15 protein-coding genes are annotated in these 13,640 nt (G+C 38.0%); 7 read left to right on the top strand and 8 right to left on the bottom strand.

Annotation, left to right across the window (positions count from 1 at the left end):
• Positions 1–12: 12 nt before the first annotated feature.
• The 3 genes from KNQ12_RS14115 to KNQ12_RS14125 are packed head-to-tail and all read left to right on the top strand — an operon-like array spanning position 13 to position 2,856.
• Entirely contained in the window at positions 13–819 is an 807-nt protein-coding gene (locus KNQ12_RS14115) for a hypothetical protein (RefSeq protein WP_214749401.1), read from the top strand.
• A gap of 52 nt (positions 820–871) precedes the next feature.
• Positions 872–2,188: a sensor histidine kinase gene (locus KNQ12_RS14120; RefSeq protein WP_050678843.1), complete on the top strand. Its 1,317-nt coding sequence runs from the start codon at positions 872–874 to the stop codon at positions 2,186–2,188.
• On the top strand, positions 2,185–2,856 hold the full coding sequence (locus tag KNQ12_RS14125) for a response regulator transcription factor (RefSeq protein ID WP_029343435.1): 672 nt from the start codon (positions 2,185–2,187) through the stop codon (positions 2,854–2,856). Before KNQ12_RS14120 ends, KNQ12_RS14125 begins: the two co-directional genes overlap by 4 nt.
• A 60-nt stretch (positions 2,857–2,916) precedes the next feature.
• On the opposite strand, the gene KNQ12_RS14130 is transcribed toward KNQ12_RS14125, so the two are convergent.
• Positions 2,917–3,489 carry a YdhK family protein gene (locus KNQ12_RS14130; RefSeq protein WP_214749398.1) on the bottom strand — a complete coding sequence of 191 codons (573 nt, stop codon included), beginning with the start codon at positions 3,487–3,489 and terminating at the stop codon, positions 2,917–2,919.
• A gap of 187 nt (positions 3,490–3,676) precedes the next feature.
• Here KNQ12_RS14130 and KNQ12_RS14135 point away from each other — a divergent pair, with 187 nt between their 5' ends.
• From KNQ12_RS14135 to KNQ12_RS14145, 3 genes are all read left to right on the top strand, one after another.
• Positions 3,677–5,191, top strand: coding sequence for a multicopper oxidase family protein (locus KNQ12_RS14135; RefSeq protein ID WP_214775476.1), 1,515 nt, complete (start codon positions 3,677–3,679; stop codon positions 5,189–5,191).
• 91 nt (positions 5,192–5,282) lie between these two features.
• Entirely contained in the window at positions 5,283–5,609 is a 327-nt protein-coding gene (locus KNQ12_RS14140; protein ID WP_071908772.1) for a four-helix bundle copper-binding protein, read from the top strand.
• 322 nt (positions 5,610–5,931) lie between these two features.
• Positions 5,932–6,612: a response regulator transcription factor gene (locus tag KNQ12_RS14145; RefSeq protein WP_047394277.1), complete on the top strand. Its 681-nt coding sequence runs from the start codon at positions 5,932–5,934 to the stop codon at positions 6,610–6,612.
• A 37-nt stretch (positions 6,613–6,649) separates the two neighbouring features.
• Here KNQ12_RS14145 and KNQ12_RS14150 read toward each other — a convergent pair whose 3' ends face one another.
• Entirely contained in the window at positions 6,650–7,153 is a 504-nt protein-coding gene (locus KNQ12_RS14150; protein WP_214749392.1) for a PCYCGC motif-containing (lipo)protein, read from the bottom strand.
• A 432-nt stretch (positions 7,154–7,585) separates the two neighbouring features.
• On the opposite strand from KNQ12_RS14150, the gene KNQ12_RS14155 reads away from it, so the two are divergent.
• Positions 7,586–9,592, top strand: a complete 2,007-nt coding sequence (locus KNQ12_RS14155; protein ID WP_214749389.1) for a heavy metal translocating P-type ATPase — start codon at positions 7,586–7,588, stop codon at positions 9,590–9,592.
• A gap of 234 nt (positions 9,593–9,826) precedes the next feature.
• On the opposite strand, the gene KNQ12_RS14160 is transcribed toward KNQ12_RS14155, so the two are convergent.
• The 6 genes from KNQ12_RS14160 to KNQ12_RS14185 form a co-directional block, all read right to left on the bottom strand.
• The gene (locus KNQ12_RS14160; RefSeq protein WP_058266059.1) at positions 9,827–10,096 is read right to left on the bottom strand and encodes a type II toxin-antitoxin system RelE family toxin; all 270 of its coding nucleotides are present in this window, start codon (positions 10,094–10,096) and stop codon (positions 9,827–9,829) included.
• The gene (relB, locus tag KNQ12_RS14165) at positions 10,093–10,317 is read right to left on the bottom strand and encodes a type II toxin-antitoxin system RelB family antitoxin (protein ID WP_214749385.1); all 225 of its coding nucleotides are present in this window, start codon (positions 10,315–10,317) and stop codon (positions 10,093–10,095) included. Before relB ends, KNQ12_RS14160 begins: the two co-directional genes overlap by 4 nt.
• A 220-nt stretch (positions 10,318–10,537) precedes the next feature.
• The gene (locus KNQ12_RS14170) at positions 10,538–10,873 is read right to left on the bottom strand and encodes a YolD-like family protein (protein WP_214749382.1); all 336 of its coding nucleotides are present in this window, start codon (positions 10,871–10,873) and stop codon (positions 10,538–10,540) included.
• A 177-nt stretch (positions 10,874–11,050) separates the two neighbouring features.
• Positions 11,051–12,043: a DNA/RNA non-specific endonuclease gene (locus KNQ12_RS14175; protein ID WP_214749379.1), complete on the bottom strand. Its 993-nt coding sequence runs from the start codon at positions 12,041–12,043 to the stop codon at positions 11,051–11,053.
• Positions 12,044–12,389: 346 nt separating this feature from the next.
• Entirely contained in the window at positions 12,390–12,902 is a 513-nt protein-coding gene (locus tag KNQ12_RS14180) for a hypothetical protein (protein ID WP_214749376.1), read from the bottom strand.
• Between the two features lie 6 nt (positions 12,903–12,908).
• Positions 12,909–13,640: an SAR2788 family putative toxin gene (locus tag KNQ12_RS14185; RefSeq protein WP_214749373.1), complete on the bottom strand. Its 732-nt coding sequence runs from the start codon at positions 13,638–13,640 to the stop codon at positions 12,909–12,911.

A 13,640-nucleotide genomic window follows, 5' to 3' on the forward strand; every position in this document is an offset into this window, starting at 1 on the left:
GATGCATCGTAAATGTCTCGTGAAAATGTCCTGATAATGGGAGTAGAGGAAAACTGGAAAGTGATGGAGAACATAAAACAACTTAAACCTGTAAGTATAGATATTCATATTTCTTCAAAAGAAGGATGGATTCGAAAGCTATTTCCTGATTTTAAATATTTTGATTCATTTTCAAAAAAAGAATCAGAAGAAGGGTATATTAGTAATCTGATTGAATATTGTACTTCTCAAGAAATAGGCTGGATTATCCCTTTAAGCGAACAAGAAGCATCTACGTTATCAAAACATAAGTTGAAAATGAGAAAAAATAACGTAGCGTTTATAACATCCTTTGACTGGGATAAAACAGTACTTCATGATTCATTTTCGGTTCAAGGTAATACTTTCACTTATTCTTTTGACCAGATAAAGAATGCGCCTGAAGGTGTAAAGGTGGGGAAAATTGATGCATATGTCGATTATCGATCTAGTGAAGTGATTTGCTGTTTTATGAGAGAAGAGTATGAACGGTACCAAGATACTGTTCTTTCATACGAGGTGTTTGCCAACTCAATTTTAGAGGAGTGCGTAGCAATAATTGCTCAAAGGCTTAATATAAAGGGTTCTTTTTCTTTCGATTATCAACGTGATTCGGAGGGAATATATACGATTACAAAAATAGAATGTTTCATGACGCATTCTACTCGTGAGGCTATTTTTAGTGATTATGATTTCGCTAATTATTTGTGGAGCAATATTCAAGGAATTGTCCTTTTAAAAGAATCAAATGATAAAAGCTCTTTTGTGTATCGCCTAAATGAAGAATACTTTCTTTTCTAAATCTCAACAGTTTGTTTTTATATGTAATCATCTTAAATGAGAAAGGTACTTTATGAATAAACTTTCATTTAAAATAACGTTATTTTATTTTTTCGGGATTCTCATGATTTTCATTCTCTCATCTGCTATTGTATACAACATTCTTGAGCATCAACAAGTAGAAAGTGAACTGGAGAGCCTTCAAGAGAGAGGCAATAGTCATCGAGATGTTCTTTCCACTAACTTCGACAAGCAAACAGTTGAACACGTTGTTTTAATGGAGGAAAAGGCGATGACTGATGTGATTATCTTAGACAAAAATAATCAAGTCGTCGATTCATCTAACGACGCTGAACAATTTTTGAACCCGGATTGGATTCAAAAAAAGGATGGAATCGTAGAAGGTAATTGGAGAGAGGGCAAATTTTTAGTGACGGTGAGTAATATTGAAGATGGCGGTCAAATAATTATGTTAGAGCCGACGAAGTATATACAGCATTTGATGGGGGAATTGAAACAACAAGTAGTGTTCTCTCTATTCTTGTTAGTACTTTTTCTATTAGTAAGTGTTTATTTTTTGAGTTATATCATTATAAAGCCACTTTTATCAATGAAAGAGGCAACGGTAAAGTTAAGTAAAGGCGAGGTGCTGAAAATCAGAGAAGCTGAGAGAAGCGACGAAGTAGGAGATTTAGCACGAGCGATCACTAAGTTATCTGTTGATTTACGTCACATTCAAAATACAAGAAAGCAATTTCTGACTTCAATCACACATGAATTGCGTACGCCGATTACCTACATTAAGGGATATGCAGGACTCCTCAAAAAAGACGAATCGAGATTTGGAGATATTATCTATGAGGAATCCGAAAGACTTCAAGAACTGATTGAGGATTTGTTTGAACTTGCTAGATTGGAAGAGCCACATTTTCAAATAGATCCTCAGATCACAGAGATGAATGATTTCTTAAAAAAAATCAGTGAAAGAATAATTTTTAAATTTGAGGAGAAACAAGTGAAATTAATTCTTCAAATTAATAAAACTCCCATCTACAAAGAGATAGACCAAGCTAGATTTGATCAGGTTCTCTTAAATTTACTGGATAACGCGCTAAAATATACACATGCGAACAAACGCGTATTTTTAAAACTTGATGAAAACTTTATTGAAGTTACGGATGAAGGTGGTGGTGTGGATGAGCAATCACTCCCGTATCTTTTTGATCGTTTTTATCGAGTAGATTCTTCACGAAATCGTGAAACAGGAGGTACTGGACTCGGTTTGGCTATCACGAAAGAAATAGTTGAAGCGCACAAAGGGACCATCGTAGCTATTAATGTAGAAAACGGGCTGAAAGTTGTCATTGACTTGAGGGGGATTCCAGGATGAGAACCATTGCTTTGGTAGATGATGAGAATCGAATGTTAGAACTGATTGAACTCTATCTGCAAGACAGTTATACCTGTATTAAGCTGAACAGCGGAAGAGAGATATTGAACTTGATTGATGTAGATGAGCCTGACTTAATCATATTGGATGTGATGATGCCTTTAATGGATGGTTTTGAGACCTGTCAAAGGATAAGGGAAGTTTCGAATGTACCAATCATTTTATTGACAGCACTCGACGGAAAAGAAGAAATCGTAAAAGGATTACAACTGGGAGCAGATGATTACATTGTGAAACCGTTCGACGAGGCGGAATTGAAGGCAAGAATTCAATCGATTTTCAGACGAACTACAGTTTCTTCAGGATCAAAAATCGAATCGTCGGGTCTAATCTTAAATGAAGACGCCCATGAGCTGTATTATGATAATCATTTAGTCAAAGTCACGCCAAAGGAATTTTCATTACTTGCTAAGTTATTAAAAAATCCAGAACGTGTCTATTCAAGAGAGGAACTGCTCTCAAGTTTATGGTTAGCAAATGAGTGGACAGATGAACGAACGGTCGACTCTCATGTAAGAAACTTAAGAGAAAAACTTAGGAAACTCGAGTTTCCTATTGAAGAACACTTTCGCACAGTATGGGGAATTGGTTACAAGTGGGTTCCTTAAATAAGGAGAAATAAGACAAGAGAGGAACGGTTAAAAAACCGTTCCTCTCTTGTTTATCGTTTATTCTGCAGATAGTTCGTCTTCAGTCACCCATTTATGATTTTTCACTTCTTCACCTGTAGTCGATTCGAAATCAATCATATACACTGTTGTTTGCTTAGCTGAGTCGATAGTGGCCGTAGCATCCTTCATTCCTTTCATATGATCCGCGTCTACTTTTACTTCATCGCCTACTTTATAAGGAGATGACTTGGCATCTACAATCTCTTCTTGAATAATCCATTTATGATTCGTGACGCGTTTCCCGCCATTTGTAGGGTCATAAGAAATGCTATAAGCAGTAGTATCATAAGCTCCTACAATTTTAGCCTCGGCCCCTTTCATGCCTTCCATATGTGCTTCTTTGATCATCGCCATGTCGCCAACTTTAAATTTAGGGTTTTTAGCCTCTTGGAGCCCTTTCGGAACCTCTTTTGATCCAGACATGTCCATCGTCGAATGATCCATACCGTCCATATTTTTATCCATGCTTCCTGTTGATTTAGAATCATCACCATTGCTTCCGCACGCAGCGAGTGCTAAAGAAAGCGAAGCAGCCATAGTTGTCATAAAAATCTTTTTCTTTAATTTCATAAAAATTACCTCCAATTGTTTTTTTATGCTTTCCATAGACTCTATCACATAAATTTGCAGAAACATTGCAGAGAGCAGAAAAGTAACACATTGAAAAAAACTATAAAATTCATGGGTGGAAAGACATATTTTTTTCACAATCATTCTTTAAGTTAAAGATAATAATTAATTGAAGGGAATGATCCATGTGAAGAAAAGATGGTTAATCGCAACTATCGGTATCTTTACTCTCATGATTATAGTGGGCGGTTCGTATTTACTTTTTATCCGAGGTACTATGCCAAATAACAAACAGCACATGAAATCTATGATGAATGGAGGGAACACTACTACAAATCAGACTATGATGGAAGGTATGGGACATGGCGCGAGTGTCGATTTAAAATCAACTGAAGAAAAAGAGCGACGATTGAACATCCCTAAGATGCTAAAATCCGATCGTGAAACCAAGAATTCCATTCAATACACGATTGTCGCTAAACAAGGGGAGACACAGTTCTTCCGAGATAGTAAAAAAACTGAAACTCTAGGATATAACGGAAATTATTTAGGTCCTGTAGTGGAATTGAAAAAAGGAAAAATGGTAACAATCCGTACGGTGAATCGCTTATCAGAAGCGACTACATTCCATTGGCACGGTCTTGTTGTACCATCATCCGTAGATGGCGGACCACATCAAGTCGTGAAAGCTGGTGAAACGAAGGTAGTAAAGTTTAAAGTGAAGCAAGATGAATCGACATTGTGGTTTCATCCACATCCAATGGGGAAAACTGCTGAACAAGTATACAAGGGGTTAGCAGGATTGTTGTACGTAAAAGATGAAAAAACTAAAGAGACGATGCTACCTCAAAAATATGGTGAAAATGATATTCCATTAATTCTTCAAGATCGAAAAGTTAAAAACAGGAATGTCCTTGGATATGCTGATGTAGAAAAAACAGATGGGGCTTTAGGCGATACCCTCCTCGTAAACGGTACGATTAATCCATATTTCAACGTAAAATATTCGCAACTTAGAGTCAGATTGATAAATGGCTCCAATGCACGTAACTACGTAGTGAAGCTATCTGACGGTTCATCCTTTAAAAAAATTGCTGATGATGGTGGTTACATCTCAAAACCGAAAAACGTAAAGAAAATTGAATTAAGTCCAGGCGAACGTATAGAGGTATTGGTAGACTTTTCAAAAAGAAAAATTGGTGAGACTGTTTCATTTGAGACGAATGGAGTAAGGGTCGTTAACTTCAAGCTGAAGGATAAACAAGGGACGAACCTAAGTGCATTGGCGCCGAAAAGTGGATATGAAAAGCCGCTAAAGACCTTGTCTACAGTGAATCAAAAGTTAACTCTTTTCGGGATGGGCAAAAATGTTGAAATCAATGGGAAAAAGTTTGATGAGAAGAGAATCGATATTAAAGCGAAACAAGGAGAAACCGAAATTTGGGAGGTCTATAATAAAAAAGACATGATGGGTGGAATGACTCATCCCTTCCACATTCATGGAGTCCAATTCAAAGTATTAGAGCGAAACGGACAGAAACTGGATAATCAAGAAGCAGGTCTAAAAGACACTATCGCTATAAAACCAGATGAACGAGTTAAGATTCAGATGACTTTCAAGGAAAAAGGGGTATTCATGTACCATTGCCATATCCTTGAACATGAAGAGAACGGAATGATGGGTCAGGTGAAAGTGGACTAAAAAATAGGTGAATGTTTTCATCTTTTTTTCACAAACTAAGGAAATAGGTTTTGTGTAAGTCAAAAAAGACGGAAAATGGAGGTATTTTAGAATGAATACTGGACAACAAGAAATCTTAGGTGCCCTACACAACTGTATAGTGACTTGTAATGAATGCTTTGATGCGTGTTTGAGTGAACATCATGTTTCTTCGATGGCAGAGTGTATACGTCTAGACAGAGATTGTTCTGAAATTTGTAGTCTTTTAGTACAAGCTATTTCTCGAAACAGCAGCAATATTGATGTTCTTGCAAGAAGCTGTGTTGAAATTTGTGAAAGATGTGCCGACGAATGTTCGAAACATGATCATGATCATTGTAAAAAGTGCGCTGAGGCCTGTAATGAATGTGCAAAAGTCTGTCGTAAATTAATTGCTTAAAGCGAAGTGTTAAAAATGAAGGAGCATCTATGTCGCCATGCCGAAAAAGGTATGAGCTAAAAAGCTGATGCTCTTTCATTATTTATAAGCACTAAGATACTTAGTTATGAAAAAGTTCATAACCCTTATAGACCAGTAGTATGGTGAGAGAAAATAAGGATACATAGAGGATAACGATCAAACTCTTCATAAACACTTTCATGAAAATCAACTCCATTCTATAGGTTGAATTGATTATATAGAAAGTTCGTGAAATTTATGAGGAAATAGACTAACAATCATTTATTATTAAAAAATTTTAATGTAAGAGGTGGTGACTAGGATGGATAAAATATTAATTGTTGATGATGAAATAAGAATGAGGCAATTATTAAGACTCTATCTAGAACCAATAGGATATGAATGTAGTATGGCGAATGATGGGATCGAAGCTTTAGAGAAAGTGAAAAAAGAAACCTTCGATTTGATTTTATTGGATGTAATGATGCCAATGTACGATGGATTCGAAGTATGTAAGAAAATAACGGATTCTCACCCGGAAGTCCCTATCATCATGATAACGGCTCTAAATGATGCTGAATCCATCGTCAAAGGACTAGATGCTGGAGCTACAGATTATGTCACAAAGCCGTTTAACGGGGACGTACTTTTAGCAAGAGTTCGGTCTGTCATGAGAAGGAAAGCAAAAGAACCCGTTATCTACCACGGACTTACGTTCGATGAGAGCAACAATTTAATTTTACTAGATGGCAAGTCGATTGACTTTACACCAAAAGCACATGCATTACTGCGACTATTCCTTCAACATCCTGGAAGGCTGTTCAACAGACTAGAGCTTTATGAATTCGTTTGGTCTTATACGTCAGAATCGGATCCGAGGACAGTTGATTCTCATATTAAGATGATTAGAGAAAAGTTAAGAGAGTTAGATTACCCGATCGATAGGCATCTGAAAACAATTTGGGGGAGAGGATATCGTTGGAGTGAGGATGAAACGAAATGACACTCTTGCTATAGGAGCAAAAGTGTCATCATAAAAATCATAAGGGAGTCGGTGTCGGCTTCGAGTATCCATCTTTATATGAAGAATCGATTGCAGAACGAATATCTTTAACCGATTCTCCGTCCCGTTGCTTCAAAATAGACTTTACAGCAATCTCGAGACAGGTGCTGCATGTCGTTCCGTGACTTGTCCATTTCACCGATCCATTCGTCGCGTTTTCTTCTATAAAGCAATCATAATTATTTTTATGATTGACTGTTTCACCGCAACCGCAATAGCAAGGTATTTTCTCTAGTAGTTTACGATTTTTCCCTACAGCTTGATAAACATTTCGTACATCTTCAGGTTGAGTTTTTAAAAACGTGGGAAGTATCAACGATGATGATGTTTCTTCAATCTTGTCACCGCTCATATGTTTCGCATGATCTACCTCCTTTGAATGATTAGGAGTAGAAGACTTCATCGGGGAGTGAGCACAGCCGACCGCAATCAAGGATAGGCTAATAAGACTTACGCTTTTTAAGAGTATGTTAAGTTTCACGATTGGATTCTCCTTAGAGATAATTTTGTAGGTGCATAAAACAAAGCTTTTTAATTGCGTTTTTAGTATTAGCTCATTTGTCTGTTCACGATAGTACCTATTCGTTCATTTGACCATAGTCTTCATTAGTTCAGTTAATTCATGAATTGTCATCAATCATTTGATGTCTACCTCGAACTTGTCCTTTAATTCTTTTTAAAGTTTCAGTACTTGTGATTTTGGCGCTAAATAGTCCTATTCAAACAAATGGTCTCATTTTTTAAAATATATCCTATACTTGTATGATAATTTTTATTTTTTAGTGTGTCAAAATACATTTTATATTTATATATATAAGTTTAACTGGAAGTAAAAACGATATGTAGCTCTATATAGTCATGATCTCTCTATATACACCATACAGGTATATAGTACGTAAAAGGAGGTTTTCTTATGAATCACCATATCCATCACGAACATACTCATCATGAAGACCAACAAATGAGTGCTTCACATCATGAACATGAAGGAATGATCGGAGACTTCAAGAAAAGATTTCTCGTATCGTTAATGTTGACCATTCCAATCCTGCTACTTTCCAAAATGATTCAAGAATGGTCGGGTATCAACATTAGCTTTCCATATGACGACGTTGTTTTGCTTTTGCTATCCACAATTGTCTACTTCTACGGTGGATGGCCGTTCTTAAAAGGTAGCTTAGACGAAATGAAACAAAAAAATCCGGGGATGATGATGTTGATCGCTTTAGCGATTAGTGTTGCATACTTTTATAGTGTGGGAATCATCTTAGGTCTAGGAGAGGGACATGACTTTTTCTGGGAGTTAGCAACGCTCATAGATATTATGCTTTTAGGACATTGGATTGAAATGAAGTCAATCATGGGCGCGTCTAACGCGCTACAAGAATTAGTCAAATTGTTACCCAGTATTGCGCATCGAATTGATGATGAAAAAATAGAAGATATTGCGGTGTCGGAATTACAGACTGGTGACGTGATTCTGATCAAACCTGGGGAGCAAGTTCCAGTTGACGGTAAGATAATAAAAGGAGCAACAACAGTTGATGAATCGATGCTGACAGGTGAATCTCTTCCCATCGAAAAGAAAATGGACGACAACGTAATTGCTGGCTCCATTAATCAAGAAGGAAGCTTGACTGTTGAAACGAAAAATACAGGTGAAGGCACGTATTTATCGAAAGTGATCGAATTAGTCAGCGAAGCGCAGGCATCTAAATCTAAAACACAAAATTTAGCGAATCGTGCAGCAAAAATTCTCTTCTATGTCGCTGTTTTTGCCGGTGTGTTGACATTTATCATTTGGCTTGCATTAGGATATCCGCTCAGCATTGCTATCGAACGTATGGTGACTGTCATGGTTATTTCGTGTCCCCATGCACTAGGACTTGCAGCGCCATTGGTCGTCTCTGTCTCGACGGCGCTGTCTGCTAAGAAAGGTTTATTGATTCGAAATCGGACGCAATTTGAAGAGGCACGGAAATTAGACGCCATTATTTTTGATAAGACAGGTACTTTGACGCAAGGTAATTTTGGTGTGACGGATTTGATCCCGGTTGATGAAATTTCCTCAAACGAACTACTTCGTCTAGCAGCGGGAGTCGAACGTTCATCACAACATCCTCTTGCTAAAGGTGTAGTAAAAAGAGCAGAAGAGCTACAACTATCACTTCCGTCGATTGAAGATTTTATGTCTATTACAGGAGTCGGATTGGAAGGGAAAGTAGAGGGTACGTTAATTCGTGTAGTGAGTCCTCGATATATTCGTCAAGAAAAAATAACGGTTGATGAGCTCGCTTTTGAAAAATTATCTGAAGAAGGAAAGACTGTCATATTTGTATTGAAAAACAAGCAATTACTAGGAATGATTGCACTTGCTGATTTAGTAAGAGAAGAAGCGAAAGAGACTGTGACTGCTCTTAAAAATAAAGGCATAAATTCAATCATGCTCACTGGTGACAATAAAAAGGTTGCACATTGGGTTGCCAAACAGTTGGGTATTGACGAAGTTCATGCAGAAGTTTTACCTGATGATAAATCAAGACAAGTAAAGAACATTCAATTGGAAGGTAGGAAAGTAGCCATGGTGGGTGATGGCATTAATGATGCACCCGCACTGGCACAAGCTGACGTAGGGATTGCGATTGGTAGTGGAACCGACGTGGCAGTCGAAACCGCTGATATCGTACTGGTCAGAAGTAATCCGAAAGATGTTCTCTCTATCCTTGAACTTTCCCGAAGCACTTATAACAAAATGATTCAAAACCTATGGTGGGCAGCTGGTTATAATATTATAACAATACCACTAGCAGCCGGCGTTCTAGCTCCCTATGGTGTGATCTTATCCCCAGCCATTGGGGCAGTACTAATGAGTCTTAGCACCGTCATTGTTGCTGTAAATGCTAGAACGTTAAAAATATGAAATCATTTGAAGTGATTTCAGAACTTATTAGTAGCCAAGCACTGAATTTAATCGCGTGTAAAAAGTCTATGAGTATTCGAAGACTTTTTACACGCGATTTTAATTTTATTAGAATATATGATGATGATGATTTATATAAAGAACAAATTTTTATTGCAATCATTATATAAAACGGTCGTTAAATAGACAAAAAAGAAAACTCACATATTTCCTCAGATGCGAGTTCTAACTGCCTTATTTATAGATATCACGACGATGTCCAATTTCAAGAATCAAGATCACGACTTTTTCATCCTGGATGTCAGCAATCAGACGATAGTCGCCAATGCGATAACGCCATTCACCCGATCTGTTCGAGACGAGCCCTCTACCATGACGACGCGGATCATCCGTCCCGACCAGATTCTTCTTGATCCAGGACATGATAATCCGCGCTTGTTGGGGATCCATCTTCTTGAGAGACTTTTGGGCTCCGCGCTCAAACTCCACCGTATATGCTGTCATTCTAAATCAAGTTCCTTCATCATATCGCCGAAAGAGATCGCTTCTGATTTTTTACGGTGTGCTGCCATCGAATCATGATAGAGTTGTAAATCGATTTCGTCTTCGATGCGGTCGAGGACAGCATCGCGAACGATTGTAGAAATCGTGATGTTCTTTGCTTTCGCATATTCCTTGATGAGTCGTGTATCCTGATCATCCAGACGTACGGAAATGGTACTCATGATTATCAGCTCCTTTGTAATACACTGTAATACAAATTGAGCTTTTAGTACATAGAATTGATGATGATTCAGAATGAACATTCTCTGCGAGATGAAACCCGGCTACTGAATATCATGAATGAGTACGATTGAGTAGATTGAATCATGTTCAAATTGTTCTAAACATAGTCATTCTATCTTAATTTTGACTATGTTTAGGCAATCGATGACCATGATTTTTTCAGCCCGATAGAGTGACGCTCAATATTTGCTTGAAAGGAACAATCTCGACGTCGAGATTTCGTTTGACTAGGTAGACCTCCTCTTGCACATAGTCGAGCTTCTCGACGAAGGCATCGAAACGATGCGTCAACGGACCGTTCATCGCCGTCACCGTGACGATGTCACCGCTGAAGATGGCGTCGTTCAACGCGTTCTCGATCGTCCCGTCGATCGGTCCCTCCGTATCCTCGAACTTGAGATGATGGACCTCTTGGTAATAGCGTTTTAGCAATCCTTTGTGTTCGGGCATGAGGAACGGGATCCACTTCTTATTGCCACGGTCTTGATAAATCATCTAAATCACTCCTTTTCATAATAAGAACATTTGTTCTTATTATGTTCCTCGTTTCTCTTGTTTTCAATCCGCTTTTTCGACGTCTCATCAATGCCTCCGTTTCTGGGAAAGAAAAAAGGCGCGACGAGTATCTCGTCACTGCCCTAATATGTTTCGACTATTCGATTGGACTAAGATTCATTCTCCGACCATGCCGTCATGATCGTTGTCCCGCATATATTGATACAGCCAGTGCTTCTCCGTGATTGGCATCGTAAAGCCTGCGTCCTTCGCTTCCTGGATCGTCACTTGACCATTGCCGTCAGTATCGACGAGCGAGACATCCTCGGTCGCTGTGGTATCGGCAGAGGGCTTCGCTGACGATTCTGTTTTTTTATCCTTTTTCTTTGTCAGGCCAAGTGCCGCATTCGTCTCGTCCGGGTTACCGTTCTTGAACCGGTCGACGACGGTGTTCCCACGGACCGTGTAGGTATACTGATATGCGGATGGAATCATCGTCGACGTATCCGGATAAGTGATTTGCGCCTCGAAGTTCGTCGCGCCATCTGCCTTGCGGATGACGTCTTCCATGTACGCCTGATCACCATGACGGTTCAAGGTGCTGTTCTGTGGTGTGATGTTGTAGGCGTTTGAGACACCACCGAGCGAATCGGCGATGATATGTCCTTCATCGAGATCCGCACGTTCGACGCCAGGCACTTTCGCCTCGTCCGAGTAGTAGCGTCCGTCACGTGTGACGTCTTCCGTTGCATCATCTTGGAGGACAATCTTCTTCGCGATGACGCGGACCAGCTGACCGTGCTCATTCGTGAACGCCCAGTATTTCCGGTCACCAAAGCCGATATCGACGACGACGTTCGCCTGACGACTACCGGACAGATCTCCGCCATCGATCGTAATCTTCTTATATCCTGTGAAAGAATCATGCGGAGTCTTCGTTTTTGATTCCGTTGATGGATTCGTCTCCTTTGATTGCGTGACTGTACTCGTATCAGCCTCTTTTTCTGGATGTTGATTAGAGTCCTTCTTCGCATCAGTCTTTTGTGTAGTCGCGTCGTCCTGTTGCGTCACTTGCTCCGTTTGATCGGGTGGAGATGAGGTTGTCTCCGTATCTGTACATCCTGCCATCAATAGGACGGCAAGGGGAATCGCTATGTAAGAAATCTTCATAGATGCACACCTTTTTGTTCAGCTTTTTGTTGCGCCTTTCATTAATAGCCTGAGTAGACGAGAAAATATGATATTGATGAAGTTCTTTTATACTGTGTTGAATATTTTTAAGCAGAGTATTGATGTTGTTAATGATTAGATGTTTGATCGATTGTAATTTATTTTTACGCTCTGACCATTTTTTCTGAAATGAGAAAGTCGACAATTGAACACATAACATGATTTCCTCTAGCTACACATGAATCAAGTACCTAAAATATAAAGATTATTTTCATTAGTCTTACTACACTTTTTTGTTACTATACAAAAAAGGCAATAACGAGTATTTCGTTACTGCCTACTGATATTATTTATCATAAAAAGTATTATAAACAGTAGAGTAGTCACTTTTTAGCTTATCAATTTTTGTAGAATCTGTTCCAATTATATCAATTACATCGGTGCTTACATATACAAGGAAATCAGAGTTGTAAAATGCTAGGTATGCTTGAGTACATCCTTTACGAACATTAATGCAATATTTAATGACTTCATCAAACTTTATGTTTGTTACATTCGCATACACTGCACCTTCCTGAATAGATTTGTCCAGTATAATATTTTCTTTCCAATTTCGGATTGAAATGTACTTTCCTACTCTTGCTTTTGCGGAATGACGACGATTATTCGTTATATATTCTGACACAAAAATCAGATTAATTTGTTTAGCATTATTAAATGTTGTACCTAATAAATCACGTAATTCATAAATATTCAAATCATCCAAATCAAAACGAATACGATACTTTTCGTCCGCTTGAAAGTATGGTGTTTCTTTCATGATATTAAAATCGATATTAAATTTACTAAGATCTAACATGTTTATTTAATCTCCAATTCTTTTTAGCTCAGGATCGTAAGTTCCTGATCTAGTTTTTTTCTTTCCTAAGTTTTTTACTGAACTTGCGCCTTTCCATGCACCGCCATTGTGACCATCAGTATCAGGAGTAATATATTTCGGTCCTTTTCCTTTTTTTCGTATAAAGACTTTTTGACCATGTGAAAGATAGTTAGTTTGAGAATATCCTAAATCTTTTGCTGCTTCTTTTGCGACTGCAGGAATTGATCTTATCATTGAAGATACTACAGATTTCGACCAATTTTTTATAGCAGTTTTAAGTCCTTGTCGTGCAATCACACCAACTATTACTGCTACAAGTGGAAATGCAGAGGCTTTCAATTCTTTACTATCATATATGTACTGTTCATTAGTTTCTTTATCAACAAATAGAGCTTTAAAGTCTTCTTCGTTAGTAATTTCTAAAATCGTTATTGAAAAATGCTTTTTTAAGTCATTTCCATCTTCATTCTTTAATAAAGCAACTGCAGATAATTGATTATTAAACTCATCAAATTTTAAAGTAGTCTCAAGATCAATTTGTTCATTTTGTACGTTAGTTTCAACGTACTTCACATCATCTTTTTCGTATACCAGTTTTTCAACTATCGGTAAGTCGCTTGAAGGACTTGAAGCGGTTTCGTTGTTTATAGCATAAGTTACACCACTACTGGCAATAAAAAGTGAAAAAATTAAAGCTGTAATAAACATTTTTTTCAT

The sequence above is a fragment of the Exiguobacterium sp. s11 genome (assembly GCF_018619015.1).
Taxonomy (GTDB): domain Bacteria; phylum Bacillota; class Bacilli; order Exiguobacteriales; family Exiguobacteriaceae; genus Exiguobacterium_A; species Exiguobacterium_A indicum.